The organism is Mesorhizobium sp. C395A (assembly GCF_030323205.1).
In the GTDB taxonomy this organism is placed as follows: domain Bacteria; phylum Pseudomonadota; class Alphaproteobacteria; order Rhizobiales; family Rhizobiaceae; genus Mesorhizobium.
In genome coordinates this window covers 482,351-509,138 of sequence record NZ_CP100473.1, presented here as the reverse complement: position 1 = coordinate 509,138, position 26,788 = coordinate 482,351, and the positions used below count along the sequence as shown (strand labels likewise).

27 protein-coding genes are annotated in these 26,788 nt (G+C 62.9%); 17 read left to right on the top strand and 10 right to left on the bottom strand.

Translation table 11 applies throughout. The annotated features are described in order from the left end of the window. Positions 1 to 37: 37 nt before the first annotated feature. From NLY37_RS02360 to NLY37_RS02350, 3 genes are all read left to right on the top strand, one after another. A complete protein-coding gene (locus NLY37_RS02360) occupies positions 38 to 622 on the top strand; it encodes a DUF1214 domain-containing protein (protein ID WP_023738546.1) in 585 nt (194 codons plus the stop codon). After that, positions 615 to 1,163 carry a DUF1254 domain-containing protein gene (locus tag NLY37_RS02355; protein WP_023742662.1) on the top strand — a complete coding sequence of 183 codons (549 nt, stop codon included), beginning with the start codon at positions 615 to 617 and terminating at the stop codon, positions 1,161 to 1,163. The genes NLY37_RS02360 and NLY37_RS02355 overlap by 8 nt, the downstream gene beginning before the upstream one ends. 396 nt (positions 1,164 to 1,559) lie before the next feature. After that, positions 1,560 to 2,570 carry a DUF2336 domain-containing protein gene (locus NLY37_RS02350; protein WP_023742663.1) on the top strand — a complete coding sequence of 337 codons (1,011 nt, stop codon included), beginning with the start codon at positions 1,560 to 1,562 and terminating at the stop codon, positions 2,568 to 2,570. Here NLY37_RS02350 and NLY37_RS02345 read toward each other — a convergent pair. The 3 genes from NLY37_RS02345 to NLY37_RS02335 form a co-directional block, all read right to left on the bottom strand. Then, complete coding sequence (locus NLY37_RS02345; RefSeq protein ID WP_023698568.1) at positions 2,557 to 2,904, bottom strand: DUF1491 family protein; 348 nt, start codon at positions 2,902 to 2,904, stop codon at positions 2,557 to 2,559. The two genes, NLY37_RS02350 and NLY37_RS02345, sit on opposite strands and share 14 nt — an antisense overlap. Before the next feature lie 76 nt (positions 2,905 to 2,980). Beyond that, entirely contained in the window at positions 2,981 to 3,769 is a 789-nt protein-coding gene (locus tag NLY37_RS02340) for a peptidoglycan-binding domain-containing protein (RefSeq protein ID WP_023742664.1), read from the bottom strand. Further along, positions 3,744 to 5,489: a sensor histidine kinase gene (locus NLY37_RS02335; RefSeq protein WP_023742665.1), complete on the bottom strand. Its 1,746-nt coding sequence runs from the start codon at positions 5,487 to 5,489 to the stop codon at positions 3,744 to 3,746. Before NLY37_RS02335 ends, NLY37_RS02340 begins: the two co-directional genes overlap by 26 nt. Before the next feature lie 531 nt (positions 5,490 to 6,020). Between NLY37_RS02335 and NLY37_RS02330 the strand changes: the two genes are divergently transcribed. After that, a complete protein-coding gene (locus NLY37_RS02330) occupies positions 6,021 to 6,389 on the top strand; it encodes a DUF5330 domain-containing protein (RefSeq protein ID WP_023684546.1) in 369 nt (122 codons plus the stop codon). A 116-nt stretch (positions 6,390 to 6,505) separates the two neighbouring features. Continuing rightward, the gene (locus tag NLY37_RS02325) at positions 6,506 to 6,934 is read left to right on the top strand and encodes a SufE family protein (protein ID WP_023684547.1); all 429 of its coding nucleotides are present in this window, start codon (positions 6,506 to 6,508) and stop codon (positions 6,932 to 6,934) included. A 126-nt stretch (positions 6,935 to 7,060) separates the two neighbouring features. Here NLY37_RS02325 and NLY37_RS02320 read toward each other — a convergent pair whose 3' ends face one another. Both NLY37_RS02320 and NLY37_RS02315 read right to left on the bottom strand, forming a co-directional pair. Beyond that, positions 7,061 to 7,486 carry a Ros/MucR family transcriptional regulator gene (locus tag NLY37_RS02320; protein ID WP_023673680.1) on the bottom strand — a complete coding sequence of 142 codons (426 nt, stop codon included), beginning with the start codon at positions 7,484 to 7,486 and terminating at the stop codon, positions 7,061 to 7,063. Between the two features lie 412 nt (positions 7,487 to 7,898). After that, positions 7,899 to 8,273 carry an SH3 domain-containing protein gene (locus NLY37_RS02315; protein WP_023684548.1) on the bottom strand — a complete coding sequence of 125 codons (375 nt, stop codon included), beginning with the start codon at positions 8,271 to 8,273 and terminating at the stop codon, positions 7,899 to 7,901. Between the two features lie 114 nt (positions 8,274 to 8,387). On the opposite strand from NLY37_RS02315, the gene NLY37_RS02310 reads away from it, so the two are divergent. From NLY37_RS02310 to NLY37_RS02300, 3 genes are all read left to right on the top strand, one after another. Continuing rightward, positions 8,388 to 10,535 carry a S9 family peptidase gene (locus NLY37_RS02310; RefSeq protein ID WP_023692797.1) on the top strand — a complete coding sequence of 716 codons (2,148 nt, stop codon included), beginning with the start codon at positions 8,388 to 8,390 and terminating at the stop codon, positions 10,533 to 10,535. Next, positions 10,532 to 11,158, top strand: coding sequence for a LysE family translocator (locus NLY37_RS02305; RefSeq protein ID WP_023692796.1), 627 nt, complete (start codon positions 10,532 to 10,534; stop codon positions 11,156 to 11,158). The genes NLY37_RS02310 and NLY37_RS02305 overlap by 4 nt, the downstream gene beginning before the upstream one ends. Before the next feature lie 146 nt (positions 11,159 to 11,304). Further along, a complete protein-coding gene (locus NLY37_RS02300; RefSeq protein WP_023673684.1) occupies positions 11,305 to 11,694 on the top strand; it encodes an SET domain-containing protein in 390 nt (129 codons plus the stop codon). A gap of 20 nt (positions 11,695 to 11,714) precedes the next feature. Here the strand turns inward: NLY37_RS02300 and NLY37_RS02295 are convergent, their stop codons facing one another. From NLY37_RS02295 to NLY37_RS02280, 4 genes are all read right to left on the bottom strand, one after another. Continuing rightward, positions 11,715 to 12,665, bottom strand: a complete 951-nt coding sequence (locus NLY37_RS02295) for a cytochrome c (RefSeq protein WP_023742666.1) — start codon at positions 12,663 to 12,665, stop codon at positions 11,715 to 11,717. Positions 12,666 to 12,674: 9 nt separating this feature from the next. After that, the gene (locus tag NLY37_RS02290) at positions 12,675 to 13,112 is read right to left on the bottom strand and encodes a c-type cytochrome (protein WP_023684552.1); all 438 of its coding nucleotides are present in this window, start codon (positions 13,110 to 13,112) and stop codon (positions 12,675 to 12,677) included. Positions 13,113 to 13,271: 159 nt separating this feature from the next. Then, a complete protein-coding gene (locus NLY37_RS02285) occupies positions 13,272 to 13,874 on the bottom strand; it encodes a superoxide dismutase (RefSeq protein WP_023742667.1) in 603 nt (200 codons plus the stop codon). Between the two features lie 105 nt (positions 13,875 to 13,979). Further along, positions 13,980 to 14,858, bottom strand: coding sequence for a branched-chain amino acid aminotransferase (locus tag NLY37_RS02280; RefSeq protein WP_023742668.1), 879 nt, complete (start codon positions 14,856 to 14,858; stop codon positions 13,980 to 13,982). A gap of 168 nt (positions 14,859 to 15,026) precedes the next feature. Between NLY37_RS02280 and NLY37_RS02275 the strand changes: the two genes are divergently transcribed. The 9 genes from NLY37_RS02275 (at position 15,027) to NLY37_RS02235 (ending at position 25,898) form a co-directional block, all read left to right on the top strand. Continuing rightward, on the top strand, positions 15,027 to 15,689 hold the full coding sequence (locus NLY37_RS02275; RefSeq protein ID WP_023702205.1) for a haloacid dehalogenase type II: 663 nt from the start codon (positions 15,027 to 15,029) through the stop codon (positions 15,687 to 15,689). 175 nt (positions 15,690 to 15,864) lie between these two features. Next, entirely contained in the window at positions 15,865 to 16,674 is an 810-nt protein-coding gene (locus NLY37_RS02270) for a L,D-transpeptidase (protein WP_023692792.1), read from the top strand. A gap of 289 nt (positions 16,675 to 16,963) precedes the next feature. Beyond that, positions 16,964 to 17,164 carry a hypothetical protein gene (locus NLY37_RS02265; protein ID WP_023684556.1) on the top strand — a complete coding sequence of 67 codons (201 nt, stop codon included), beginning with the start codon at positions 16,964 to 16,966 and terminating at the stop codon, positions 17,162 to 17,164. A gap of 808 nt (positions 17,165 to 17,972) precedes the next feature. Further along, positions 17,973 to 18,908, top strand: coding sequence for a helix-turn-helix domain-containing protein (locus tag NLY37_RS02260; protein WP_348524569.1), 936 nt, complete (start codon positions 17,973 to 17,975; stop codon positions 18,906 to 18,908). A gap of 233 nt (positions 18,909 to 19,141) precedes the next feature. Then, positions 19,142 to 19,561 carry a hypothetical protein gene (locus tag NLY37_RS02255; protein ID WP_023687221.1) on the top strand — a complete coding sequence of 140 codons (420 nt, stop codon included), beginning with the start codon at positions 19,142 to 19,144 and terminating at the stop codon, positions 19,559 to 19,561. Between the two features lies 1 nt (position 19,562). Next, positions 19,563 to 24,131 (top strand): YadA-like family protein, encoded by a 4,569-nt coding sequence (locus tag NLY37_RS02250; protein WP_286441433.1) that lies wholly within the window; start codon positions 19,563 to 19,565, stop codon positions 24,129 to 24,131. Positions 24,132 to 24,140: 9 nt separating this feature from the next. Further along, on the top strand, positions 24,141 to 24,716 hold the full coding sequence (locus tag NLY37_RS02245) for an invasion associated locus B family protein (RefSeq protein ID WP_023670757.1): 576 nt from the start codon (positions 24,141 to 24,143) through the stop codon (positions 24,714 to 24,716). Positions 24,717 to 24,729: 13 nt separating this feature from the next. Next, on the top strand, positions 24,730 to 25,425 hold the full coding sequence (locus NLY37_RS02240) for a hypothetical protein (protein WP_023742671.1): 696 nt from the start codon (positions 24,730 to 24,732) through the stop codon (positions 25,423 to 25,425). Then, complete coding sequence (locus tag NLY37_RS02235) at positions 25,422 to 25,898, top strand: DUF4189 domain-containing protein (RefSeq protein WP_023687219.1); 477 nt, start codon at positions 25,422 to 25,424, stop codon at positions 25,896 to 25,898. Before NLY37_RS02240 ends, NLY37_RS02235 begins: the two co-directional genes overlap by 4 nt. 4 nt (positions 25,899 to 25,902) lie before the next feature. Here the strand turns inward: NLY37_RS02235 and NLY37_RS02230 are convergent, their stop codons facing one another. Next, positions 25,903 to 26,772 carry an aldose 1-epimerase gene (locus NLY37_RS02230; protein WP_023742672.1) on the bottom strand — a complete coding sequence of 290 codons (870 nt, stop codon included), beginning with the start codon at positions 26,770 to 26,772 and terminating at the stop codon, positions 25,903 to 25,905. Positions 26,773 to 26,788 lie beyond the last annotated feature (16 nt).

Below are 26,788 nucleotides of genomic sequence, written 5' to 3'. Positions count from 1 at the left end.
ATATCCCCGAACGATAATTCACTCGTCCCGGTTCTTCATGCTCAAGACCGCCTTTTTCACGCTGCTTTCGCTTGCGATAGCCATCGGCCTCGGCGGCGGCAGCGTCTGGTATGCGCTGCAGGCGCAGAGCGGCGTCGGCGCGATCAGCATCGGCGAATGGACCGCCTTTCCCGAGATCGGCACGCAAGATGCCGACCCCTATTCGAAGGCGCGCGTGGCGCGTGAAGGCGTGCTGGCGCTCGGCAAGGCCGAGGGCTTGTCCTTCATCGCCGAACGCGATGCGGCCGGCGATGAGCTTCAGCGGCAATGCGACTACAGGATCGAGGGCAGTTTCCCCACTGCCCGGTTCTGGACGCTCTATGCCGCGGATCAATCGCTCGGCGTGGTCGACACCGGCAAGCCAAGGCTGGCGGCGCTGCAATCCTACCAGGTGCTGCGTCAGCCCGACAATTCGGTGATCATTGCCGTCGGCAACCGTCCGGCCCCCGGCAACTGGCTTCTGACCGAAGGTTTTGGCCGGATGTATTTCGTGCTCACCTTCTACGACACGCCGATTGCCTCAAGCACCGGCCTTTCCGACGTGTCGCTGCCCCGGATCGTCAAGGCTGGCTGCAATGCGTAGGCTGCTGCACGCCATCCTGCTCGGCCTGGTCGGCGCCGGCATCGTCCACATCGTGGTGCTTTTGCTGGTGCCGGAATTTACCGAGCGCGATGCCTGGTCACGACTGGCGATGGCGTCCGACCTCTACAAGATGACAAGGCTGGATGCCGAGGCGGGCGGCGCGCCGGTGGTGAAGTCGGTCGATCCGCTGTTTTACGCCGCCGCCTGCCGCTTCGACCTTGCCGAAGGCATGGTGCGGATCAAGGCGCCGGGCAGCGTGCCGTTCTGGTCGGTGTCGGTCTATGACCGCAACGGCCACAATTTCTATTCCTTCAACGACCGCACGGCGACCGACAGCAAGCTGGACACCGTGGTGCTGACGCCGGCACAGATGATCGACGTGCGCAGGGAGCTTCCCGAAGACCTGCAAGGGGCGATCTTCGTCGAGGCGCCGATCGAGGAAGGCATCTTCGTGATCCGCGCCTTCGTGCCCGACGACAGCTGGAAGCCGGTTGTGTCGCAGTTCCTGGACCAGAGCTCCTGCGAACTGCAGGACTACTGACCTCAGCCCGATGACCAGCAAACTCAGTGGTGCGGAACAGGCGTCCGTGGTGTGCCCGGCTTGTCCGCCGGCCGCGCCTGACCCGCCAATGGCGGATGCTCGTAGCGGACGCCGGGAAAAATGATCACCGCCGCCGGCGTACCGGTGTCCTGAACTGCTCGATTGACTGGTGCCGATCGCGGCACGAAAGACAGTACCATGCCCATGGTTCGCGTATTCCTCTCGGTTGCCCCGGAGCACAACGCAACGCCTCCAAATGTGATTAAGGCCGGCAGAGGGTTAACGGAGCGCTAACGGATCGCCGCTAATTTGATGTTTGTTCCGGGCCTTGCGCGAAACCGACACAGTTGCGGTTGAGCATGGTCCGGGTTGTGTCGAGTGTCGGGCGTATCTTCCGTGTCAGCTTCGGATTTCAGGCAAATCGCTATACGGACGGAATCGGGAAAAGCCGAAAGGCTGTTTCGCGCCGCCGTGTCGGCGTTCTGCTCGCTGACCCGCCCGTCGCGCCGCGAGATCGCCCAGCTCGAGGATCTGACGCTGCCGCTGTTCGACAGCGTGCCGGTCGAATCGCGCCGCTATGTCGCCGCCGCCCTGTCCGAATGCGAATATGCGCCGGCCGCCCTGGTGCGGCGGCTTTGCGAGGAGCCGATCGATGTCTGCGCGCCCTTGCTGGTCCGTTCGCGGGCGCTGGGCGACATCGACCTGATCGCGTTGATCGGCCGCCACGGCCTGCCGCATGCGCGCGCCATTGCCCGCCGCAAGGATTTGAACCCGACCATCGCGCAGTTGATCAAGGCGCTGGAAAAGCCGACCCTGGTGCGCGTGCGGCAGCCCGAGCCGATCGCCGACGTGGCGGGCGCCGACGCCGAAGCCGCTGCCGCCGCTCCCAGCGCACCAAAACTGCCCGGCAGCGCCGCCGAAACCGCCAGGCGCCGCCTGCGCTCGATGATGCTCGCCGAGGGCGAGGCGACATCGGTCAATCCCTTCGCCGGCTCAGCAACTTACAGCAAGCTGCGCGAGACGGCGCTGACCGGCAACGCCGCCTTCTTCCAGACCGCGCTTGCCGACGCGCTCGATATCGACTTCTCGACGGCGCGGTCGCTGACCAAGCATTCGAGCTATGTCTCGCTGCTCGCAGCGCTGCGGGCGCTCGACCTCAGTGAGGACAGGGCATTCCTGATCGTGGTCGCGGTGTACCCCCGGGAGTTTCCGCACCCGCAGGCGATCCGCATCTTCCTCGACCGCTACCGGCTGCTGCATCACGAGGCGGCGCTCGACAAGGTGCGCGGCTGGAAGGCCGAAACATTGTCGCGAGCGGTGCGCGGCAACACCCCTGTCGCCGCGAATGGCGACCAAGCGCCGGACGTCGACAAAGCCAGCCTACGGGCCAGCCTCAAGGCGTCTTGACGGAGAGAAGCTCCTCGACGGAAACCGTTCCGGCCTCGATCTCGACCACCCAGATGTCGGGATCGAATTTTTTCTCCCGCTCAAGCCTGGCGTCAAGCGCGGCGGCATCGTCGCCGGCGCCGAGCAGCGTGAAAAAGCGATCATCCGGTTTGTCCGAATCGTAGCTCGTCTGCGGCGCCGGGCCGAACAGGGAGACGTCGCCCAGCCTGCCGCGGGAGAGCACGAAGACAGCGCCGGCCTCGGTCGCGCCGCGCTTGACGACGGCCGCAAAGCCGCCGGCGCCGAAAACACGGCGCAGCAGGGCCGACACCCAAAACTCGGTGGTTACGCGCATGACGAGGCTCCGGAGGACATGCGCGGCGTCTTAGCCGGATTTTCGGCTATCCGCGAGCGGTCGTCTTGACCACCACTCAATTGGTCAGGCCGATCTCGCGCATCTTGACGTAGACGACCTCGTCGGGCTCGCCCGTTTCCGGCAGGCCGAACAGCGACTGGAATTCCTTGATCGCCGCCTTGGTGCGGGCGCCGACGACGCCGTCGAGCTGCATGTCGTCATTGCCGAATGCCTTCAGGCCGGCCTGGATCTTGACGATGCGGGCATCGGGCGCTTGGGCGGATACCGGCGCGGAAACCGGGATGGGCGCAGGCGCGGCCCCGGGCGCGGCAACTCGAGCGGCGGCCATATCCACGGGCCTCGGCACAGGATGCGGGATGCCAGCTGTTGTCTGCTTGGCGCCGAGCTGGTCGAGCAGGACGGCGTCGATCTCACCGGAGGCCGGCAGGCCAACTTTCTGCTGGTATGCCTGGATCGCCTTTTGGGTATTCGGCCCGGAAATGCCGTCGACCGTTCCCGTGTAGAAATCGAGATCCTTCAGGATGCCCTGGACCTGCTCGACGGTCGGATCGCTTTTGACCGGAGCCGGGCCGGGCCGCAGGATGTTGATGGTGGTTTCGGGTTCGTCCGCGCCGGGGTGCGGAAAACCCTCGATGCTGCGGGTGGCGAAGAAGGCGCCGGCATGCGGAAACGGCTGGTACCAAAGCGCGTTGGCGGAAACGTAGAACAGCGTCACCAGGAAGGCGGTCGAGCCGCCGACCAGGACCGGATTGCGCGAGATCGCGCCGCCCATCGCAATCGCGCCGGCCTCGAACGCGCCGCTGCGGCGCTTGACCGCCTTAGGCTGTTTTGCGGAGCGAGCCATTCCTGTCCCCTTTCGCGTCGCCTTTCGTCCTGGTCGCGGGCATCGGCAGCACGCCGTTCCTCTCGGTCGCGCTCCTCTTCGGCCCGTTCACCGGCAGGCTGATCGTGACCGTCGTCCCCTCGCCCGGCATGCTTTCGATCGACATCGTGCCGTCGTGCAGCGCCACCAGGCCCTTGACCAGCGACAGGCCGAGCCCGGTGCCCTCGAAGCGGCGCGTATAGTCGTTCTGGATCTGCATGAACGGCTTGCCGAGATTGACAAAATCTTCCTCGGCGATGCCGATGCCGGTGTCCCTGACCCAGAAATGCAGCCGCGAGCCGATCCGCTTGGCGCCGACGACGACATTGCCGCCATCGGGCGTGAACTTGACCGCATTGGAGACGAGGTTGATCAGGATCTGCTGCACGGCACGACGGTCGGCATTGATCTCCCCGGCGTCCGGCGCAATCTGCGCCTGGAGATCGATGTTCTTGGCATTCGCCTGCAGCTGCATCATCGACTGGCACATCTCGACCGCTTCGATGAATCGGAACGGTTCGGGCTCGGTCGCGTAGGCGCCGGCCTCGATCCTCGAGACATCAAGGATGGAGGTGACGACGGCAAGCAGATGCTGGCCCGACTCCTTCACCAGGCCGACATACTCCTTCTGGCGCGGGTCCTTGAAGCCGCCGAACATCTCATGCAGCAGCATGTCGGAAAAACCGATGATGGCGTTGAGCGGCGTCCGAAGCTCATGGCTGACGACCGCCAGGAAGCGGCCCTTTGCCACCTCGGCCGACGCTGCGGCCTCATTGGCGGCAGCAAGCTCGTCGCGCAATTCGGCAGTCTCGTCGTTCTCGCGCAGCAGCAGAGTGAAGGTCTCCTGCTGCTCTTCGGCACGCATCAGTTCGAGCTGAAATGGCCGGTAATTGTCGGCCGTCGAGGCGCTGCCGTCCTGCGGCAGCCTTACCCGAAGATCGAGCCGGCGCGCCAGGGCGCCATCGCGCATGTCGGCAAGCGCGCTGAGATAAGCGACGCGATCGGACAGGTGGATGCGGTCGAACAGCCCGGCGCCGAAAAGCAGTTCCGGCGGCAGCTTCAGGATGGTGCGCGCCTTGGCTGAGGCATCCAGGACCTCGCCATGCCGGGCGACATGCAGGACAACGGCGTCGATCATGTCTTCAAGGCGGTCGTTTGGAAGCCGCGCGGGCTGCGCGCGTGCGGCATCGCCTAGGGCTGCGAGCCGGGGAACCAGCGTCAGGCCCCAGGCGAGCGGCAGCAGCCAGTGCCACGCCGCGACTTGCGCCCCTCCGAGCGGGACGACAGAGCCGACAAAGGGCTGCAGCAGCATTGCGGCCAAGGTTGAGAGGCCGCCCCAAAGTGCCGCGCGCTTTGAACCGCCGATCCACCAGGCCTCGAATGGCAGTGCCAGGGCCAGCAGCGCAACCGGCGACGCCAGGCCGCCTGCTGCCGCGACGGCGCCGGCAAGGGCAAGACCGCCGGCGGCAAGGGCAACCTGGGCTGCCAGCGTCATCTTACCCGACGCCGCCACCAGCAAGGCGGCGAACCAGCAAAGACCGAAGGCGGCGAAAATGGTTGCGACGGTGACGGCGGCGCCCATGCCCGAGGTGACCAGTGTCACCGCCGCACCGGCGGCGAAGAACGGAGCGGCAAGCATGATGCCGATGAACCGGCGCTGGCGCAGGCGATCGCCCTGGCCGATGATGGCCGGATGGACCATGCGTTCGCAACCGGCCGCCAGCGCGCCAGGCAGTTCAATATATCTGGCAGTTGTCAAACTCAACGCACTCGCACCCGGTCGTGACTGCCCCTGCTTTGCAGGTCGCTTTTGCTTGTTTGAAACTCGCATCCAGCGTTTAAGGAATGAATAAGGCTGACCGGAACAACGAGCGCGCTGCGGCAAAAATTGGAGCGCCGGCACCGGAATGCACCGCCATTTGTGGCCATAGTAAACGGAGCGTTATGTGCAAGGGCGTGCCCGTGGCTGCGAAACCCTGAGCCGGCATGCCTGCTCTTCTGAAGATATCCATGCGCAACAATCGCTTAGATGGTTACTGCAAGGTTAAGAAAATTGTCGGCATTTGAGGCTAATGCACTGCAAAACGCCTCGCTTCGAATTTGCCTAAAATTTGAGGAAAATTTTCGCTGAGCAGGAAAGCCGTCCTTTGCGCCTCATGTGCCATTGTGGCTGATATAAAGAGGTCATTGCGCATGGACGCATGATCCGGTCATTGGACGAGAGGGCAGATCGATGGGCTTTTTGATAAGAATGGCGTTCTGGTTTTCGCTGGTGTTGCTGGCGCTGCCGCTGACCGTCGGCCCCGACGAGGATGGCCGCGAGAGCGTCGGGCCGTTCCAGGCGCTTTTTGCGGCGCGCGAAGCGGTCGGCGACATCGCCGGCATTTGCGAGCGTAAGCCGGACGTCTGCGAAACCGGCAAGTCGGCGATGCATACGATCAGCGCCCGGGCCAAGGAAACCGCCAAGATCGCCGCCGCCATGCTGGACGACAAGAGCGCCGAGACCTCGCCCGATACATCGCTGGCCACCGGCAGCGTCGCCAAGGACATCGTGCTGCCGGCGACAGTCAACATACCTGCCAAGCTGGTGGCGAAGAACTAAACACCGTTTCAGCTGTATCTACAGCGACACCGCAGGCCGGTCGGACCTCTCGATGCCTGCGGTGCTTTTCTTCTTTTTCCGTGACGCCGCAGCCGCGGATGACTATATCCCGAGCAATGGCCACGACGATCCAGACGATCCGCGACGACTTCTCCCTGCTCGACGAGTGGGAAGACCGCTATCGCTATGTCATCGAGCTCGGCGAAGCGCTGCCGCCATTTCCCGACGCCGAACGCAACGCCGCCAACAAGGTGCCGGGCTGCGTCAGCCAGGTCTGGCTGACCACGAGCCGAGCGCCGGGCGCCGATCCGGTCATCACCTTCACAGGCGATTCAGACGCTCATATCGTGCGCGGTCTGGTCGCCATCATGCTCGCGCTGTTTTCGGGACGGACTGCCAGCCAGATCCTTGAAACGGACGCCGAGGCGACGCTGAGGTCGCTTGGCCTCGACGAACATCTGTCGCCGCAGCGGGCCAATGGCCTGCGCTCGATGGTCAAGCGCATCAAGCGCGACGCCGAGATGGCTCTCAAGCAGACTGCTTGATTGCTCTATCTTCTCTTCTTTCGACGCAATTCCAAGGGAAAGCGCTCGGCAGTTTTCCTGGAATTGTTCTAGAAACAAAAACGGCGCCGTAAGGGGCGCCGTTGATCTTGTCCATTGGAGCCGGTGTTACCGCCCCTTGCGCTTGCGGCCGAGGCCCATCTTCTTGGCCAGCTGCGAACGGGCAGCGGCATAGTTGGGGGCAACCATCGGATAGCTGGCGTCGAGATTCCACTTCTCGCGGTATTCATCGGGCGTCAGACCGTAATGGGTCATCAGGTGGCGCTTCAGCGACTTGAACTTCTTGCCATCTTCAAGGCAGACGATGTAATCGTCATGAACAGAGCGCTTCGGGTTTACCGCAGGCTTCTGCTTGTCGGCCGGAGGCTGTTCGCTTGCTCCGCCCACGCGCCCGAGAGCGGCATGGACATCAGCGATAAGGTTCGGCAATTCGCCGACCGGCACGGGATTGTTGCTGACATAGGCTGCCACCACATCGGCGGTCAGCTCGATCAGCGCATCGCTATTTCTGGAAGGTGTTTCGACGATATCCATGGTTTAGGCCCCAACGAAGGATGTTTCTGTTTGCGCCCTTTTTGGAAGATCGGGCATGGCGCGAATTTCACGCGGGAAGAGCTTCATGGATTCGCGTCCGGGCATCTTAATGAGCCCCCAGACAAAGTAAGTCAATTCGCATCTTGCGCTATATTCAACGATATTCATCGAATAGTCGCTCTTCAGCTTCAATCTTTCGTGCACTCTGTAACTTCGCGATATTTTCTGGTCGGACCAGGACTAGCATGACGTAAGGTCACGCCGTCGCTAAATCAGCAAGGACTCATAAAGTGGGCAGCGATGCTTGGTCTATGCTTCAAGATTTGGGCGGCTGATTGTCGGATTCGTACCAAACCGCAAGTTGCAAAGCGTTGGCGAAACACGCCGAAGAAGATCTTCGGTCTGACCGGATTCAATACGGCGTGAGGTATTTTCCATAGACCCAGCCACTAACAAAACCACCATTTTGCGCCGGGTCGTGCCAAACTTGACACCATTGATAGCGAATTGCCTGTTTCTGTTTCCAGTGCGGCTGGCCGGCGATCTCCAGAAGATTCAAGCCGCTGGTGCACTTGCCGGTCATCTGCAGGATCGTCCCGTTGGGATAGGCGGCCTGCTTCTGCGAGGTGCCGGACGGATATTTGCGAACGTTGAGCGTGTCGCCGAACGGCACGCCAGCCACTTGCCAAGCGGCGAACGCGGTTGCATGAGACTGGCCGGTGAAAGCCAGAACGGTCGAAGCGACGACGGCGAGAGCCGCAGCGGTGTTGATATGGAAATTCATCATCCTCTCCTTTTGGCTCATCTCCCGAGCCCGCCGCAACCAATACATCCCGGCCCTTGAACCCGCGCTGATCGGCGTGTTCATTTGCCATTCAAGTAATTTCTTCAGTGAGACGCAATGACCAAGACCTCAGCTTTTCCGACCGCCAGCCCGCCGAGCCCCGAGAAACACCCCGTCTTCGACACGCATCACGGCATTACCCGCACAGATGACTATGCCTGGCTGAGGGCCGAGAACTGGCAGGCGATGTTCAGGGACCCTTCCCTGCTTGAGGGCCGCATCCGCGCCCATCTCGAAGCCGAAAACGCCTATCAAGCAGTGCTTATGGCCGATACGCTAGAGCTTCGGAAGCAGCTGTTCGGCGAGATGAAGGGGCGCATCAAGGAAGATGATTCGACGGTGCCGATGAAGGATGGCCCCTATGCTTACGGCTCATCCTTCAAGCTTGGCGGCGAACAGCCCCGCTATTTCCGCATGCCGCGCGATGGCGGCGATGAGCAGATCCTGCTCGATGGCGACGCGGAAGCCGAGGGCAAGCCCTATTTCCGCCTCGGCGGCGTCGACCATTCGGCCGATCACCGCAAGCTGTTGTGGGCGTTCGACGACAAGGGCTCTGAATTCTTCACACTTCGCGTGCGCGATCTCACCAGCGGCAAGGAACTGAGCGACCAGATCGAGGCCACCAGTGGTGGCGGCGTCTGGAATGCCGCCGATGACGGCTTCTTCTACACAAGGCTCGACGACAATCATCGCCCGTCCAAGGTGCTGTACCACGCGCTCGGCGGCAGCCCCCTTAATGACCGGCTGATTTATGAGGAAACCGATCCCGGCTTCTTCATGGATGTCGGCGGCACGCGCTCCAACGAATGGATCATGATCGGGATCAACGATCACGAAACCTCGGAATATCACCTGATGCGCGCCGATGAGCCTTTCGCCGAGCCAAAGCTGGTGGCAAAGCGCGAGACTGGCCTGCAATATGATCTGGAAGAAGGCGGCGACATCTTCTTCGTCCTCACCAATGCCGACGGCGCCAAGGACTTCAAGATCATGACGGCGCCGGCTAATGACCCGGTTCGCGCCAATTGGGAAGAGCTGGTGGCGCACGAGCCAGGCCGGCTGATCCTGTCGGTGGTCGGCTTCAGGGATCATATGGTCAGGCTCGAACGCAAGGAAGGGCTGCCGCGCATCGTCGTGCGCGATCGCCGCAGCGGCGAGGAGCATCTGATCTCGTTCGACGAAGAGGCGTTCTCGCTCGGCCTGTCGGGGTCCTATGAATACGACACCGAGATCATGCGCTTCACCTATTCGTCGATGACGACCCCGGCGCAGGTCTTCGACTACAATATGCGCAGCCGCGAGCGTGTGCTGCTGAAGACCCAGGAAGTGCCGTCCGGTCACAATCCGGATCATTATGTCACGCGCCGGCTGATGGCGCCGGCCGCCGATGGCGAACTGGTGCCGGTCTCGCTCCTGCATCACCGCGACACGCCGCTCGATGGCTCCGCACCGTGCCTGCTTTACGGCTACGGCTCTTACGGCATTGCCATCCCGGCGGCGTTCAACACCAACTGGTTCTCGCTGGTCGACCGTGGCTTTGTCTTTGCCATCGCCCATGTCCGCGGCGGCAAGGACAAGGGCTATGGCTGGTATGACGACGGCAAGCGGGCGCACAAGATGAACACGTTCACCGATTTCATCGCCGTCGCGCAGCATCTCGTCGCCGAGCGTTACACCCAACACGACCGCATCGTCGCGCAAGGCGGCTCGGCCGGCGGCATGCTGATGGGTGCGATCGCCAACATGGCACCGCATAGTTTCGGCGCCATCGTTGCCGAGGTTCCCTTTGTCGACGTGCTGACCACGATGCTCGACGCAAGCTTGCCGCTGACGCCGCCGGAGTGGCCGGAATGGGGCAACCCGATCGCGTCGGCGGAAGATTATCAAACGATCGCCGCCTACTCGCCTTATGACAATGTCGCTGATCACGACTACCCGCCGATCCTGGCGCTGGCCGGCCTCACCGATCCGCGCGTCACCTATTGGGAGCCGGCCAAATGGGTGGCGCGGCTGCGCGAGCGCAAGAGCGGCGACAATCCGGTGCTGTTCAAGATCAACATGGATTCCGGCCATGCCGGCGCCTCCGGCCGCTTTTCAAGGCTGGAGGAGATCGCCTATACCTACTCCTTCGCGCTCAAGGTTACGGCCAAGCCCGAACCCGAGGTTACGGGCAAGGCTGAGAATGCAACGGAGGCGTCGCAATGATCGATCTATCCACCTTGACGGCTTACATAGCGGTTGTGCTTGGCTTTGTGTTTATTCCAGGCCCAGCCACGCTTTTGACGGTCGCGCGAGCGACGAGTTCCGGAACCAGGGTTGGCGTCGCGACGGGCGCGGGCGTCGCGGCTGGCGATGTGTTCCATACCATCATGGCGATGGTCGGCATTTCGGCGATCATCGCCACTTCGGCAACGCTGTTCAGCGTCGTAAAATACATCGGCGCGGCGTATCTCGTTTACCTCGGCATCCGCGCAATCATCGAGAGAATACCGGCCGACCCTACTGCCGGCGCACTCGCGATCTCCGCCAGCAAGGCGTTTCGTCAAGCTGTCCTGACCGAAGTGCTTAATCCAAAGACGGCGCTTTTCTTCCTCGCCTTCCTGCCCCAGTTCGTGCGGCCTGAAAACGGATCGGTGATGCTCCAGCTGATGACGCTGGGCATAATCTTTGTTCTGCTCGGCCTTTTCAGCACAGTCGTCTTTGCCGTGAGTGCGGGCCGGCTCGGCACGTTCCTGCGCCGCAATCCGTCGGTGGTGAAATGGCAAGGCAAGGTGGTTGGCGGCATCTACTGCGCGTTAGGCGTCCGTCTGGCCTTGCAGCAGCGCTGATGTCGATGCGAAAGGCGCGCCCGTCGAGGCGCGCCGATCGTCACTTTTTGAATTCCAGGCTGCTCATTTTCACTCGCATTTGCAATGGCTGCGCGCTACCCAATGCGCGCCACCTTCCAGACCATGACATACGCAAAGGGGCCACTATGTTGCTCGTCGACACCTATCTCGAGAAATCACCGATCCAGGGCATCGGGGTTTTCGCCAGGAACCACATTGCCAAGGGCACGCTGGTCTGGAAGCTCGACCCCAGATTCGACCGGATCATCGACGTCGAGACCTATGAAGGCGAGAGCGGCCCGGTGAAGAACTATCTCGACCGTTATTCCTATCCAGACCGCCGGGATCCGAACTACATCGTCTTCGAAGCCGACGACGCCCGCTACATGAACCATGACGACGAACCGAATTGCGACGTCTCCTCGCCCGAGGAAACCTATGCCTTGCGCGACATCGCACCCGGCGAGGAACTGACCTGCAATTACAGCCATTTCTTCGAGACGGGCTTCGACTTCCTCGGCGATCGCCACCTGTAGATCGCCACCTGTGGCCGGGATCACTTGGCCGGCTTGCTGCGCACCGGGTAGCCGTTGGGATGCGGCGGCACCGCCTTGAGATAGGCGGCGATCGCCGCGCGATCTTCCGGCGGCAGTTCGGCCATGTTGCGCTGCACGTCGACCATGGCGCCGCCTACCGAGTCGAAATCGGGGGTAAAACCGGTTTCGAGATAGTTGGCGATGTCGGCTTCCGACCAGTCACCGAGCCCGCCCTCGCCCGATGTGATGTTCGGCACGATGCCGCTGCCTTCGGCGGCCGCCGCGCCAGCCAGCCACTGGCTCTTCCTAGTGGCGCCGGTGAAGTCGCGCGGCGTGTGGCATTCGCCGCAATGGCCAGGCCCCTCGACCAGATAGCGGCCGGCGAGTACCGGATCAGGCGTGCCATCGGCAAAGGCAATCACCGGCTCCTTGCTGAGATAGAGCCGCTTCCACAGGCCGAGGCCGCGGCGGATGTTGAAGGGGAAACTCAGGGAATTGTCCGGCGCCTTGCCGGCGACCGCCGGCAGCGTCTTCAGGAACGCATAGAGATCGGCAATATCAGCCGGCTTCATGCGGGCGTAGGATGCGTAGGGGAAGGCCGGATAGAAATGCTCGCCCGACGGCGACACGCCCTTCAGCATGGCGTTGGCAAGGTCCTCGACCGTCCAGGCGCCGATGCCGTCCTTGGGATCCTGCGAGATGTTGGGCGGCACGAAGGTGCCGAACGGCGTCTTGAGCTCGAGGCCGCCGACCAGTTGCAAACGGGCGTCGCCTTGCGAGCCCGACTTGGCGTGACAGGAGGTGCAGCCGCCGGCATTGAAAATGCGCTTGCCCCTGGCGGCGTCGCCGGGGCCGAGTTGCGCCAGGGTGCCAGTGTCGAGCTTGACCGGCGCCGACAACAGCCAGCCGGCGCCCGCACCGACGACGCCCAGGACAAGGGCGACGCCGACAAATTTTTTCCACAAGGGCATTGCCCGGGATCAGCTCTTCTTCACCCGATAGGTCTTGTGGCAGGTGCCGCAATCACTGCCGAGCGTATCGATCTGCGCCTTCAGCGCATCGACATCGGCGGGCGCGGCGGCGACTGCGGCCTTGACGTCGGCGAGGTACTTGTCTTCGGTCGATTTGAAGCCCGCCATGTCTTTCCAGATTTTGGGCGAGGCGGTGGTATCACCGCTGTCGCTGCCGGCCGGGAACAGCGTGTCGACATCGAACTTCTCGGCATTGACTTGCAGCGCCTGCAGCGCCGTCAGCACGGCGGCGGCATCGAAGTCTGCCTCGCCCTTGGCGATTTTTGACAGGCCGCCGACGATCTTGCCTCGTTCCTTCATCAGTCCCTGTCGGTCGAGGATCGGGTCGGCAAAAGCCGCCGAGGCGGCGAGGCTGAGCATAGAGATGGCGATAACAAGCTTTCTCATTCAATTGGCTCCAGGATGATGAGGGGTCGCGACCTAACGTTAACGGAGGGCGGGCCGGGATTATTCCCTGTCCGCCGGCCGGATTCTGCCGAATTTTGTGTGCCTGCTGCTTCAGCTGAGAAAGAAAAGCCCCGGAGTACCGGGGCTTCTCTGGGTCGATCAGGCTTTCGCCTCTTCGTACATTTCAAGGACATGGTCCCAGTTGATGAGGCTGTCGACGAAGGCCTCGAGATATTTCGGCCGCGCGTTGCGGTAGTCGATGTAATAGGAATGTTCCCAGACATCGACGCCGAGGATCGGCGATGCGCCTTGGACGAGCGGGTTCTCGCCGTTCGGCGTCTTGGATATCGCCAGCTTGCCGTCCTTGACCGAGACCCAGGCCCAGCCCGAACCGAACTGCGTGGTGCCGGCGGCGATGAAGTCGGCCTTGAACTTGTCGTAGCCGCCGAGGTCGGCGTCGAAAGCCTTCTGCAGGGCGCCCGGAAGCTTGTTGCCGCCGCCGCCCTTCTTCATCCACTTCCAGAAATGGATGTGGTTGTAGTGCTGGGCTGCGTTGTTGAAGAGGCCGGCATTCTTGCCGAACGACTGCTTGACCACCTCTTCGACCGACAGATCGCCAAGGCCCGCTTCGGCGGCCAGCTTGTTGCCGTTGTCGACATAAGCCTTGTGGTGCTTGTCGTGGTGATACTCCAGCGTCTCCTTCGACATGTAAGGCTGCAAGGCCTCGTAGTCGTAGGGCAAGGCGGGCAATTCAAAAGCCATCGGTCATACTCCTCATGGAAAAATCCGGTGCGGATACCGGATTAAGATAGGGCTGCATTGATCTGGAACAACTCCGGAATGAAGCGCCAATTGCCTTTTAGCGGCTCAACCGGCGGAAGTCGAATGCGCCCATTCCCAATAAAGGTCGCGCGCTTTCTTGGCCACCGGCCCGGGCTGCAGATCGCGGTCCTCGATGCGGGTGATCGGCACGACCTTGGAATGATTTCCGGTCGAAAAGATCTCATCGGCTTCGAGAAAGTCGCGCACCGACAGCATCTTCTCCGTGGTCTTGAAGCCGTAATCGCCAAGCAGCGTCATGGTGCGCGAGCGGGTGATGCCGGACAGGAAGGTGCCGTTGGGCGCCGGCGTCAACACGTGGCTGTCCTTGACCAGGAAGATGTTCGAGGTTCCGGTCTCGGCGACATTGCCCAGCATGTCCAGCACCAGCGCATTGTCGAAGCCGCGTCCCTTCGCTTCGAGGATGGCGCGGCCATTGTTGGGATAGAGGCAGCCGGCCTTGGCATTGGTCGGCATGGTCTCGATCGTCGGCCGCCGGAACGGCGACACGGTGATCGAAAAGCCGGTCGGCGAGATCATCGGCGATTCGTAGAGGCAGAGGCAGAAACGGGTCGAGGCCGGATCGGCCGGCACGCCCATGTAGCCGCCATGCTCGGCCCAGTACATCGGCCTGATGTAGACCGCTGTCTTGCCGTCGAACTTCTTCAGCCCGGCCCAGGTCAGTCCAACAATCTCATCGGCGCTCATCGACGGCGCGAGGCCGAGCGCGGTCGCCGATGCGTTCACCCTAGCGGCATGCAGCTCGAGATCGGGGGCGACGCCTTCGAACCAGCGGGCGCCGTCGAAGACGCTGGTGCCGAGCCACATGGCGTGGCTGCGCGGACCCAGAATGGCAACGTTGCCTTCGTACCAGTCGCCGTCGACGAAGGTCCATGTCGCCGAGAGCGCCGCAGTCGCCAGTGTCATTGTTCGGTTCCGCTTCAAAGCTGCCTGTGCCAAGCATTGGAAGATGCTTTGACCGGCGCCGTCAACCGGCATGGAGCGGTTTTTGTTGAGGCCAGAGCGCCCCAAGAAAGCGACCAAGACTACAATCGATGCTTGCACCTTGCGCCGCCTGCCCTCAAAACTGTCGCCATGCATTACGCGGCTTACGTTTTCGACGCCTATGGCACGTTGTTCGACGTGCACGCAGCCGTGCGCCGTCATGACGGCGAGATCGGCCCCGACGGCCCGCTGCTTTCGGAAATCTGGCGCGCCAAGCAGCTGGAATATTCCTGGGTGCGCACGCTGATGGGCGGCTATGCCGATTTCTGGCAGCTCACCGAACAGGCGCTCGATTTCGCCCTGCTCAAGGTTCCCTCCGCCGACAAGGGACTGAAGGCCAAGCTGCTCGAAGCCTATTGGCGGCTCGACTGCTATCCGGAAGTGCCGGCCGTGCTCAAGGCGCTGAAAGCATCCGGCGCCAAGCTCGCAATCCTGTCCAACGGCTCGCCCGAGATGCTGGAAGCGGCGGTCAAGTCGGCCGCCCTCGACCAGGTGCTGGACGATATCTTTTCGGTCGACGCCGTCAGGCGCTTCAAGACCGACCCGTCGACCTACGACATGGTGGCGACGGGCTGGCGGCTCTATCCGGGCGCCGTCTCGTTCCAGTCGTCCAACCGCTGGGACATCGCCGGCGCCACCAAATTCGGCTTTCGCACCGTGTGGATCAACCGCGCCAACCAGCCCGAGGAATACCGGGATTTCCCGCCGGCGCTGATCCTGCCGTCGCTTGACGGCCTGCTGACCGGCGGCTGATCACTCTGTTGCCTTCGAGCAACAGTGGCAGAGCGGTCACAGCTTCGCCTTTGTTTGTCCACCCTCAGGCCAGAATCGGAACCGCCTATCGCGTCAGGCATTGGGAGAGGCCGACCACTGCGCCGCTTGAAGGCATTCACGCTTTCTTGCGATTCGAGACTTAAAAAAGGCAACCATGTTGAAGACCGAAATCGACCCCTATCGCCTGAGCCGTCGCGGCTTTCTGAATGCCGCAGCCCTTGGTGCCGCCTCGATTGCGGTCTCCGCCTGCACCACCACCGGACCGGCACCGGCGCCGGTCGAACCGCCACCGCCGACCTATGACGAGCCGCCGCTCGGCGACTATGCGACGATGTACGGCCCGATTTCCGACAGCGGGTTCGAGCTCCCAGCGATCCCGATCAAGAAGATGGACCCGCAGTTCCTACGCCAGATTGTTCCCGATCCGACCGGCCAGCGGCCAGGCACCATCATCGTCGATACGACCAACCATTTCCTCTATCTGGTGCGCGAAGGCGGCCAAGCGATCCGTTACGGCGTCGGCCTCGGTCGCGCCGGCTTCGAATGGTCGGGAGACGCCGTCGTCCAGTGGAAGCAGAAATGGCCGAAATGGACGCCGCCCGATGAGATGGTCGCCCGCCAGCCTGAACTGGAAGAATACAGCGCCAAGAACGGCGGCATGCCCGGCGGCCTCAAGAACCCGCTCGGCGCCCGCGCGCTCTACCTGTTCCACGACAACGTCGACACGCTCTACCGCCTGCATGGCTCGCCGGAATGGAACTCGATCGGCAAATCCGTCTCGTCAGGCTGCGTGCGCCTGATAAATCAGGACATCATCGACCTCTACGACCGCGTGCCGTCGAAGAGCCCGGTCATCGTGACGTCCGACATCGGCCAGCCGATGGCGGCGAGCGCAAACCGCAGAGCCATCCCGATCGATGGCGGGGTGCCGGATGGCTCGGTCCTGCTCGGCCCGGTGACCTGATCGACTTCATCTATGCCATGAAGCGGCAGGTTCCGCTCCATGCGGCAAAGCTCGTCAGGATCCCGATAGCTTCACGCGAATGCCTGGGGTTCGCATCCAAGATATGCAATGCCGGCAACAGGAGGCCAAAAAAGACGTCCAGACAAACCACGGAGCCGCTGCAATCGGGGCGGCCATGCCCTGTCAATCTCGACGCTGCTGTGTTTCGTTTCCGATAGATGTATATTAGACGGGAGTATGATTGCAGAGACATACATTTCATTAGATCATTGATGGCGGGGGAACGCCGATGGTGGGATTTGATTTCGATAGTCCGCCTGCCGACGGCGCCGAGGCCAACCTGTCGGCCGAATGCGAGCGCCAATTGCTGCCGCTCGTCCGCGGAATTGTCGAGGCGGCGGTTGCCGCCGGGTGGAGCCAGGAAGACGTTCTTCTGGCCATGGTCGAGCTGTCCTGGGATCTGTACGAGAAACGCCGAGGCGATCTTTAGCAGGCCTGCGTGAGCCGGATAGTTCGGTAGCGCCGGCCAAGCCAGGCCATGTTTTTCTCGCGCGAACTTTTTTCTTCACTTACAATGTTTTTTCTATCCGCGGGATGCGCTACGCTGCCTTTGGGCAGGACTATGGGGGATACAAATTACCGTCCGGATTTCCGGGTTGGCTGTTTGCACGGCACGGAATTTCGATGGGCTGGCAAAGCGGCTGAGGCAAGGCTGAATGAAAAATGCGGGCGAGGTTCAGGAACGCAGCGCAGGCGCCGATCGGGTCGATCGGCACGCCCTCGACACAATCCCCGAAAATGCCAATCCCAGAAGAGCAACCATGCGGGGGAGCGGGATATGCTCTGTCCGCAGCCCTGGATCGCTCCCGGAGGGTCGCCATCGCCGAAGTCGCTTACCTCGCGGGATTTTCGGATCAAGGCCATTTGGCCACCGCCATGAAGAAGCACAAGGGAAAGAAGCCATGGTTCGGGCGATAACTGCTGCTGGATCGTCCGTGGCAATGACAGATAGTCGACCAGCTCTGTCAATGGCCGCGCGATCTATATTCGGAATACAACTCTGGATTGTGACGGCACACTATGCACAATAACTAGGCAAAAATGGTAAGATAAGGTCGGGAAATAGTCAGGTAGCCTTGGCTAAAATTCAAGCCTGTAAATTTATAGTCAAAATCCTGGTAAAATTTTCATATGAGCTCAAATTCTTCTTTGCAATATATAGCAGCATCTGTAGGATTCGAAGGAACGCCCAGGAGCAAACGTGAATTCTGGGCGCCTCGATACAGCACAGGATTGGATTGATCGGCGCAGCAGTGGCAGAGACGAAGATGCAACATAGAGGCAACGTCCAGGAAAGCGCCGGGACAGAGCGGCGGCGCGCGGATCGTCGCATCTTCGACGGAATACCGGAAAGCGCGGGGCGCTACCTGGTCACGTTTCGAGGCGGCGCGGCTCATGTCGTTCATGGGCCGGGATCACACACATTCAAAGCGGCGGAACATTTCGCTTCGGTTCTGCTTACACCCTCACCAGGGATTGCGGCATCGCTGGGCAGCGACAAAGTCCACGAATACGACGGCGACGTCGGCATGATCATGATCGTCCCAGCCGATCTCGGCGGCAAGGTGACCCGGTCATCCACCACGGAAAGCGCAATCGTGGCGCTCACCCCCGAGAGTCTCTTCGAGCTGGCAACGCGTGAATTCGACACCGGCCATGCCGAGCTTCAACCGCCGCCGTTCGGGACCGTCGACTTCCAGGCGCTGCAACTCGCGCAGTTGCTGAAGGCGGAACTGACGGATCGGGAAACTCCAAACGAGTTCTATGTCGATTCGTTGGTCACCATGTTCGGCGTCCATTTGCTTCGGAACTACGCAGGAGCGCGAAAGTTGCCACAAGCCCCAAAGGGCGGTCTGTCGAACCGCAGCGCCCGGCGGGTGCGCGAATTCCTGGAGGTAAATTTTTCCAGCAAGATCGCGGTGGCCGAGCTGGCCGCACTCTGTGGCCTTTCGCCGAGCCATTTCATCCTGGCATTCACCAAGACCTTTGGCGAGCCGCCGCACAAATACCTGCTGCGGCTGCGTCTCGATTTCGCCGAAAAACTTCTCATCGAGAGCGACCTGTCGATTGCGGAAGTCGCTCATCTCAGTGGATTCTCGGACCAGAGCCACTTGACAGTCACCATGTCCAGATACCGGAACAGAACCCCCAGGCAGGTGAAGCTGCAACGTTAACGACTGTTGAGGCGCGCATGATTGTCCGCGGCGATACCTCGATTGATCTTCAGTATAGTCGAAGGTTGTGTGGCAGAGCAGTCACAGTTGTCGCGCAGGGACCAAATTCCGGATTTTCCTACAAAGATTCCGGATTATTCCAAAATACCTGCACCGCGAATGTGCTCATGGTCGCGATGGAAGTCATTTGGGGCGGGGGAGCAACCAGATGATACAGCATGTCGGATTGTCCCATGGACATTCAATTCGCGGAAATCGAGGTCTTCGCGCCTAAGGCCGAAGCGGCCTGGGCTGCACTGCAACGCCAATACGCCAGCCGGATCAGCGCTGCGGAACTCGACCATCTCCTGGCCTGTTTCGTGCTTGGACTGACCTCTCCGGCTTGTGGTGAAGGCGATCCGGGATTTCATTTCGATCTCTGCCGCGCGCTGGTGGCGGTAAGCCTGCCGCCGGAACGGACGGAGGCTGCACTGCATACGGTTCCAGAACCGACGCAGCCATGGGTCGCGAGCGCCTATCAGCTGATTGAAAAACAAGGCGCGAAGGTCGGTCTCTCGTTGCGGGAGAAGACGCGCAATTTCGAAGATTTTTTGGCCACCGAGGCGAATGGTGCGGCACATCAGAGCGCCTCGGCAATTGCGAGGAAAAACTAGCATGACCAAACGCGTCGAGGGGCGGAGAAGGATCGAACTTTCTTCAAGCTTTGTCGGAAACTGGATCGCGGGCGCGGCCGACAGCCGCTCGGTGCGGCGCCGCCTGATGGCGGTGCTGCGCATGGCTCACCGGGTTCTTGGATTCGGTCGCAAGAATATGGGTCTGGGAACATTGGGAAGCGGCACCAGCGTGCGTTCGGCTCTGGCCTGTGGCGTGAGCCCGGCCAGCGTGCTCGGCGGCCTGGCCGCGATCGCCGCGCTCGGCCTCGCCACACCGGCCCAGGCACAATATCAGGCTGGCGGCGGTTCGGCGACCGGCGGCAACGCCGTCGCCATCGGTAACGGCGCCGCGACGAATGGCAATAACAGCGTGGCGTTGGGCAGTTCCAACAGTGCAACGGGCGACGGCACGATCGCCATCGGCTATGCGATGGGTGTCAATGGCCTCAATTCCATAGGCATAGGTGTCTTCGCAGGCGCAACCGGCGTCAATGCCCTCGCCGTGGGCGGGAACGCCAAGGCCAACGGGGACGCAGCAAGCGCTATTGGCGTCAATTCGGTTGCAACCACAAGCGCGGCCGCTTTTGGCAATAATGCGCGTGCCGACGGAGTCAACTCGACCGCGATCGGCCCTGTTACCCGGGCGACCGGATTGCGCGCCACCGCGCTCGGGTTCGGGGCAACGGCATCCGGCGTGGATTCGATTGCCCAAGGTAACAGCGCCGTCGCAAGCAACCAGAATGCCGTCGCCATCGGTTTCCAGGCGACCGCGACCAGCATCAACTCCATCAACATTGGCGGGCGCACCGTCGTGGGAACAGGCGCGCTGTCGCAGGGCGCCATCGCCCTTGGTACGGATGTGCTGGCATCTCAACAGAACACGGTCTCCATCGGCGTCCTGACCAAAGCGACCGGAACGGGCGCAACGGCGATGGGCAACACCGCCAGTGCATGGGGCAACCAATCCATCGCATTCGGCGTCGGCGCGCAGGCAGGCGTTCAGGCCAACACTGCCCTGCCCAACAGCATTGCCATCGGCACCAATTCGCTGTCTTCGGGCGCTTTCGCCACCGCGATGGGCGCTACCTCGGTTGCGAGTGGCTCCGCCAGCACTGCTATTGGCAACACCGCCGTTGCCAGCGGCGCAAACGCCTCCTCGTTCGGTTCCGGCGCGAATGCGACGGGAGACAATTCTCTTGCCGCCGGTGTCAGCGCCGCCGCCAGCGGGATTGCCAGCACCGCGCTCGGCATTGGCTCCAAGGCCAGCGCCACCAACGCCGTGGCGATCGGTAATGCGGCGGTCGCCAATTCCGCCGACGCTGTTGCAGTGGGCACGAATGCAACGGCGACGGGCGGCAAGGCTGTCGCCATCGGCGCCGGCAACACAGCCTTTGGCAACGGCGCGGTCTCCATCGGCGATCCCAGCTATGCCAGCGGCACCGGCGCCTTCACCGGCGGCGCCAACAACATTGCCAACAGCGACGGCACGGCAACCGCCACCGCCGCAAACCAAGCCGCAGGCGCGGTTGCCATCGGCAACAACAACAAGGCCGTCGGGCAAGGCTCCGTGGCGCTGGGCAATGGCTCGACGGCGGGTGCAGCCGGCCTTGCCGGCAATGTCGCGCTGGGCAACGGCGCGACGGCGACGGCAAGCTCCGGCGACGTAGCGCTCGGTTCGGGCTCGGTGACCGCGACGGCGGTCGGCACCAGCGGCGCGACGATCGGCGGCACGGCCTACAGCTTCGCCGGCACGACGCCGACGAGCACTGTCAGCGTCGGCGCGCTCGGCGCGGAGCGGACAATCACCAATGTCGCGGCGGGCCGGCTCAGCAATTCGTCGACCGACGCCATCAATGGCTCGCAGCTGTTTGCGACCAACCAGCAGGTAACGCAGAACACGACGGCGATCGCCGCCAACACCGCCGACATCACCAATCTCGGCAACACGATCAACAGCATCAGCACCGGTGGCGGCATCAAGTATTTCCACGCCAGTTCGACGGCGGCGGACTCGTCCGCAACGGGCACGGACTCCGTTGCTATCGGACCAGTCGCGACCGCGACGGGGACAAACGCCATCGCGGCCGGCACCAATTCGAGCGCCTCCGACGCCAACGCCTCGGCCTTCGGCAGCGGCGCCGTCGCATCGGCGCTTGACGCAACGGCGATGGGATACATCTCCAAGGCCTCGGGCCAATACAGCACCGCCGTCGGCGCCAACGCCAATGCCACCGCCACGTCCAGCACCGCGATCGGCCAGAACGCGTTTGCAACCGCCTTTCAAGCGACCGCTCTCGGCGTAGGAGCGAATGCCGGCGCCCAGAATGCAATCGCGCTGGGCGCCCTCGCCAACGCCAGCAACGCCGGCGACGTGGCGCTCGGCTCGGGCTCGGTAACCGCCGCGGCGGTCGGCACCGCCGGCACGACGATCGGCGGCGTCGCCTACAACTTCGCCGGCACGACGCCGGCAAGCACCGTCAGCGTCGGCGCGGTCGGCGCGGAACGCACCATCACCAATGTCGCGGCGGGCCGGCTCAGCAATTCGTCGACCGACGCGATCAACGGCTCGCAGCTCTTCGCCACCAACCAGCAGGTGACGCAGAATACGACCGACATCGCCGCCAACACCGCCGACATCACCAATCTCGGCAACACGATCAACAGCATCAGCACGGGCGGCGGCATCAAGTATTTCCACGCCAATTCGACGCTGGCGGATTCGCAGGCGCTGGGGACGGATTCCGTTGCCATCGGCCCGAACGCGGTCGCCAACAATGCCGGCGACGTGGCGATCGGCGCGAATGCGGTGTCGACCGTGACGACGGCGGTCGGCGGCACCACGATCGGCGGCGTTGCCTACACCTTCGCCGGAACCACGCCGGCGGGAGCGTTTTCGGTCGGCTCGGTGGGCGCGGAACGCCAGATCCAGAACGTCGCGGCCGGGCAGTTGAGCAACTCCTCGACCGATGCGGTCAACGGCTCGCAGCTGTTTGCGACCAACCAGCAGGTGACGCAGAACACCACCGATATCGCCGCCAATACTGCTGACATCACCAATCTCGGCAATTCGATCAGCAATATTACCGGCGACACCTCGCTGGCCTACACCGACGCCAATGGCGACGGCATCCGCTATGTGCGCACCAACGACAGGACGCTTGCCGTCGCGGACTCCTTCGCGCAAGGGATCGGCTCTTCCGCCCTGGGCTACCAGGCGACCGCGAGCGCCGACAATGCGCTGGCGCTCGGCCGCGACACCCAGGCCAGCGTCATCGGCGGCGTGGCGCTCGGCGCCGGCTCGGTTTCGGATCGGGCGGTCGCACCCGTATCAGGATCGATCCTCTCCGGCACCGGCCTCATTCCCTACAACACCGCGGACATGAGCCTGCTCGGCGCCGTCTCGGTCGGCACCTCCACCTCCTATCGCCAGATCATCAACGTGGCCGACGGCACGCAGGACCAGGACGCGGTCACGCTTCGCCAGTTGAAGGGCGCGCTGAGCTCGTTCGCGGTGACGGGGAGCCTGTACTTCCACGCCAATTCGACGGCCGCGGATTCGCTTGCGGTCGGCGTCGATTCGGTTGCGGTCGGTCCGCGCACCACCGTCAATGGCGACAACGGCATCGGCATCGGCAATGGCGCCATCGTGCAGCAGACGGCGCCGGGAGGCATCGCGATCGGCCAGAATTCGACGGTCAACCAGGCCGACAGCATCGCCCTCGGCACCAACGCGACCACCAACGGAGCGCAGGCGGTGGCGCTCGGCGCCGGCGCAAAGGCCAACGAGCCGGGCAGCGTCGCGCTCGGCGCGGGCTCGACGACGGCGGCGGCGGTCGCCACCACCGGCACCACGATCAACGGCGTTGCCTATACCTTCGCCGGAACAGCTCCGACGAGCACGGTCAGCGTCGGCACCGTCGGCAACGAGCGCACCGTCACCAATGTCGCGGCGGGCCGGATCAGCGGCACCTCCACCGACGCCATCAACGGCAGCCAGCTCTTCGCCACCAACCAGGCGGTCGAAGCCATGCAGGGTAGCGTCGGCGACCTGAATCAGTTCGCCGTCCAGTACGACAAGGACGGGAACGGCAACAAGTCCAACTCGATTACCCTTGCCGGCGGCGACCCGAACACGCCGGTGGTCATCCACAATGTCGGGCCGGGCGTTGCCAACACCGATGCGGTCAATGTTCAGCAGTTCAACAGCGGGTTAGCACTCAACCTGGACAATTCGAAGAACTACACCAACCAGGTGGCGGCCACCACGCTGCAGCAAGCCAATGCGTATGCGGACTCCAAACTCAGCCAGCTCAACATGGACATGGGAGAGGTCAGGGGCGAGGCGCGCCAGGCTGCGGCAATCGGCCTGGCGGCCGGCTCGCTGCGCTACGACGATCGTCCCGGCAAGCTGAGCGTGGCCGCCGGCGGAGGCTATTGGCGCGGTGAAGGCGCCCTGGCCTTCGGCGCCGGCTACACCAGCGAGGAGGGACGTGTTCGAGCGAACCTGTCCGGCACGACGGCAGGCGGGCACTGGGGCGTCGGCGCGGGCGTCAGCCTTACGCTGAACTAGAGCCCGGCCATGATCAGGCAGGCAGTCCTTGCTGTCGCGATATCCATGACGTCAATGCTCCTGTCCGGCCCGTTAGCGGCCGGGCAGGAAGCGATCCCTTCCGGCTACAGGGTAAAACCTTCCGACGTAGCGATCCCTGCGGATGCGAAGCTTGGCGAGTATCAACGGACCACCCGTCCGTTCGAGAACTGGACGCTGATCTGCGACGAGAACCTGAAGGCGCGCCAAAAGGTCTGCAATGTCACCCAGATCATCGAGGACCAGGCAGGACAGGTTGCGTTCAGCTGGTCGCTTGCCGCCACCAAGGAAGGCAACCCCTACATGATCTTGCGCGCCCCGCCGATCGCCAAGAGCGACGCTCCTGTCTCGCTGACATTCGAGGGGCGCAAGGAGCCGATAAAAATTCAACTCGACGGATGCAATCAGGCCGTCTGCGTCGGCATGCTGCCGGTTGGTCCGATCATGCGCGAACAGATTTCGAAGGCCGCGGCATCCGTCATCTCCTTCCCGACCACGGATGGCAGGACGATCAACGTAACCGCGACCCTCAAGGGCTTGGCCGCGGCCGTTGCGGCGATCAATTGACGAGGCAATCGCGATGAACCAGCAATCGATCCATGACCGGATAATGTCCCGCAACCAGGGAAAGGATGCTGTCCGGGTCGGCATCGAAGACCGGAGCAGACCGCAACGAAACCGCGCGAGGACCGCTGTCTTCTCGTTGCTCGCCATTGCCGTCGTCGCCACGGCCGGCTTCGCGGCCATGCGCTACGACCTGCTCCACAATTTATTGCCGCAGCCGGCGGTCGCGGAGACCAACCAGCCCAATCCGGCCCTGGCCGAGACGCCATTTCTGCAACACGCCAAAGAGGCAGGCTTGCAGTCTTGTTCCAACATTTTCCCAGCCCTTGGGCAGATGCTGACAACCGGCACGACGTACAGCGTCCAGTCGATCTGGAACAACGAGGCCCCCGACAAACACCTCGTGGAAGCCCTGGTCGGCATGAACTACGCCACACAGGGCTACAGCGGCCCGGCGGCAGGCCTGGTGTTCGCGGCACCCACCGCATCCGTTTGCGAAGGTACGATGGTCAGGGTGGCGCCATTCGCGGCCAATTGCGCCGATGTTCCGGCCCTGCTTCCGAAAGACAGCAAGCTCGCCAACAATCTTGGACAAATCAGCGTCTATGAACTGGCCAATGGAGGGGGCAACGCGATGCTGCTGTCAACCGGCAACAGCTGCGTCGTCATTTCCGTGGCCTCGGCAGCAGGTAAACAAGGAGGCGTACAATGAGGGTGAATTCCGCCATTGCGGCGATCGGCATGCTGTTGCTTTGCGCCGGACGGCTGGGCGCGGCGGACCTCGCCCCGGCGGCGGACGTGCCCGAGCCGCCGGCCCAGGAGGAGAGAGGCATCTGGGCGGCGATCGCCTATTCGAGCCCCGACGAGAAGCACGGCTTCTTTTGGGGCGCCGACAAGCGGCAGGAGGCGATGGACATCGCGCTGAAGCATTGCCAGAACGCCGGCGGCGGCAGCTGCGCCGTGGTCAGCGTATTCCGCAATCATCGCCATTGGGACGATGACGACAATACCGGCTTTCCCTACAAGCATTGCGGCGCCCTCGCCGTAGGCGAGAAGCCGGAAGGGCGGCTGACCAGTTGGGGCGCCGAGACGGCGCAAACACGCCGGGATGCCGAAGACCTGACACTGCAGGCGTGCGAGCGGAACGGACAAAAATGCAAGATCCGCGAGTGGGTGTGCACATGACGCATCAGAGCGAAGCAGCGGAACGCCAATCGAGGCGCATGTTTGCACTCAGCGTAGCGCCGTGCTCAAGCGGGGTCAGCCCTTTGCCGTGATGCGCATCGACGGTATGCGACACCGGCTCGAAGCAGAAGAAATCGGCATCCTGCGACGGCGAATAGAGGATGAAGACGTCGAGCAATGGCGAGGCGGTGAGCGAGATAGCGATCCTGTCCTCGGGCCGGGTGATCCTGGCGCGGCGGTCCCAGCCGTCGAAGGCGTTGTTGACCCAGCTCCGCGGCAACAGGGAGGCGTTCGAGAAATTCCACGCGGGGTAATCGGCCACCGGCGCCACGCCGACCGGCAGATGATGCTTGTCCTCCAGCCAGACCCGCGCCGCCTTCGCCTCGAGCGTCGTTCCGGCGCTGCGCGGGAACCACGGATGAAAGCCGAGCCCGTAAGGCAGGCGAATGCCGGTGCGATTCTCCACCGTGAGCGTGGCATCCAAGGCCCCGTCATGCAGCGCATAGGCGACCCGCGCCGTATATCGGTAGGGGCCGATTTCACCGGCGTCGAGGACCAGTTCTGCCTCGGTGGCGCTGTGGCTGGCAATCCGCCACTCCCTCTGGAAGCCGTCGCCATGGATTGGAAAGGCCTCCCCCGGCACGTTCGGCTCGATCGCATGGAAGCGGCCGTCGAAGGCGAAACCGCCGCCTGAGATGCGGTTCGACCAGGGAACCAGAAGCTGGCAGCCGGAGGCGCCGGTGCCATCGTCGGGGCGGAGCAGCGGCACCGTTGCGCCGCAGACCAGTGCGTCGAAGCGGGCGATCGCCGCGCCCTTTTGCGGCGCCAGGACCAGACGGGCGCTGTCGTCGCGCAGTTCCAGGAGGCCGGCCATCCCTACCAACCGCCGT